This is a genomic window from Halolamina salina, from assembly GCF_042678005.1.
In the GTDB taxonomy this organism is placed as follows: Archaea; Halobacteriota; Halobacteria; order Halobacteriales; family Haloferacaceae; genus Halolamina; species Halolamina salina.
The window spans coordinates 523-1,987 of record NZ_JBHUDH010000058.1; the positions used below are offsets into that span (position 1 = coordinate 523).

3 protein-coding genes (1 of these 3 cut by a window edge) are annotated in these 1,465 nt (G+C 71.2%); 2 read left to right on the forward strand and 1 reads right to left on the reverse strand.

Features of this window, described 5'->3' with window-relative positions; translation table 11 throughout:
• A protein-coding gene (locus ACFR9S_RS06715) for a hypothetical protein (RefSeq protein ID WP_459077190.1) crosses the window boundary here: on the forward strand, window positions 1-61 show its 3' portion. 419 nt of this gene lie to the left of the window's left edge; 61 of the gene's 480 nt are visible here — the last part of the coding sequence; its start codon lies off the left edge, out of view; its stop codon occupies window positions 59-61.
• Between the two features lie 110 nt (window positions 62-171).
• Here ACFR9S_RS06715 and ACFR9S_RS06720 read toward each other — a convergent pair whose 3' ends face one another.
• Window positions 172-924, reverse strand: coding sequence for a sensor domain-containing protein (locus ACFR9S_RS06720; RefSeq protein WP_379818314.1), 753 nt, complete (start codon window positions 922-924; stop codon window positions 172-174).
• A 151-nt stretch (window positions 925-1,075) separates the two neighbouring features.
• Between ACFR9S_RS06720 and ACFR9S_RS06725 the strand changes: the two genes are divergently transcribed.
• A complete protein-coding gene (locus ACFR9S_RS06725) occupies window positions 1,076-1,420 on the forward strand; it encodes a helix-turn-helix domain-containing protein (RefSeq protein WP_379733167.1) in 345 nt (114 codons plus the stop codon).
• Window positions 1,421-1,465 lie beyond the last annotated feature (45 nt).

Sequence of the window (1,465 nt, forward strand, 5' to 3'; positions counted from 1 at the left end):
TCCGCGACGACCTCGGCCTCCCCAGCGAACTCCGCGAGATCGAGGGACTTTCGCGGGCTGACCTCCCGGACATCGCGGCGATCATCCACGACGACGGGCTGTTCGCTGAGGCGCCGGTCCAGCCGTCGGTCGTAGAGATCGAAGAGGTGCTGGAGTCGGCGTGGTGAGCCGTCAGTCGTCCCCGAGCAGCGACACCGGATCGTACGTTCGGGCGAGCAGTCGGGCGGTCAGCCGCCCGTAGGCGCCCGCGAGCCAGTTGGTGAACGCGAGGCCGACCAGCAGCAGGAGCGCCCCGACGCCGGCGACGACGAGCGCCCCCGGCAGCGTCCGGATCCGCCACGCTTCGATCGTCACGACCGCCTCGAACCCGACGAGCAGGCGGTTCCAGCCGAAGTGGAGCGCGGGGTGGAGTTCGACCGGGCGGTCCGTCACCAGCCCGACGTACAGCCCCGGCTCGCCGTAGTGCAGCGGCACCGACAGCAGCGCGACGCCGGTCACGAGCGCGTTCATCACGACGACCAACGCGACGGCGCCGGCGACGAACTTCAGCGGGAGGTACAGCAGCGGCGCGTACGTCCCGGGTTCGGTCGCGAGCGCGCGGAGTCGTTCCCACCGCCCGTCGCCGGCCGGCGCCGGCCCGGGGGGCACGTCGACGCCGAGCAGCCACGCGGTGAGCCGTCGTTCGAACGCGGCGGCGACCAACGAGCCCGCGACCACGGCAGCGAGCAGCGGGAGTCCGACGAGGACGACGGAGAGCCCCACGCCGAGGCCGAGGCCGACGGTCACGGACACGAGGTACACCAGTCCCAGCGGGAACGCCAGCACGCCGAACGCGAGGTTCAGGTACGTCTGCGGCCGGACGGGGGCGGCGAGGAAGGATCGGAGCCGGCCGTCACGCGCCGGCAGCGCCGTGGGGGAGGGCATATCGGCCGATGCTGGCGTGCGTGCCGGAATAAGGGTTCGGGTCGATCTGCCGGCTCGACAACTCGGCGTCGGTCTGTTTATTCTTCCCTCGCGAACCGCCGGCCGTGCGTACCCCGTGGATATTTCGACCGGGACACCCACAGCCCACCCGATGAGCGACGGCGGCGAGGACGTGGTCGACCTCCTCGGGGACGACTACGTCCGGACGATCCTCGCGGAGACCCGCGAGGAGCCAAAGTCCGTCGAGGCGCTCAGCGACGCCTGCGACGCCGACCCCTCGACGATCTACCGCCGGGTCGAGCGCCTCGAGGCCGCAGGGCTGCTGACCGACGAGCAGCGACTGGACCCCGGCGGCCACCACTACAAGGAGTACGACGCCGTGTTGGAGGCGGTCCACGTCCACGTCCGCGCCGAGGGGTACGAGATCGACGTCGACTACGTGGAGGAGGAGGAGCCCGCCGACCGCTTCACCCGCCTGTACGAGGAGTTCAAATGACCGTTCCACTCACCATACACCCGGCGTCGCCCCCGGTGCAGGCGG

Bases quoted from the DNA above. Each gene is read 5' to 3' on its own strand.
- ACFR9S_RS06720 (WP_379818314.1), bottom strand. From the start codon at position 924: ATGCCCTCCCCCACGGCGCTGCCGGCGCGTGACGGCCGGCTCCGATCC.
- ACFR9S_RS06725 (WP_379733167.1), top strand. From the start codon at position 1,076: ATGAGCGACGGCGGCGAGGACGTGGTCGACCTCCTCGGGGACGACTAC.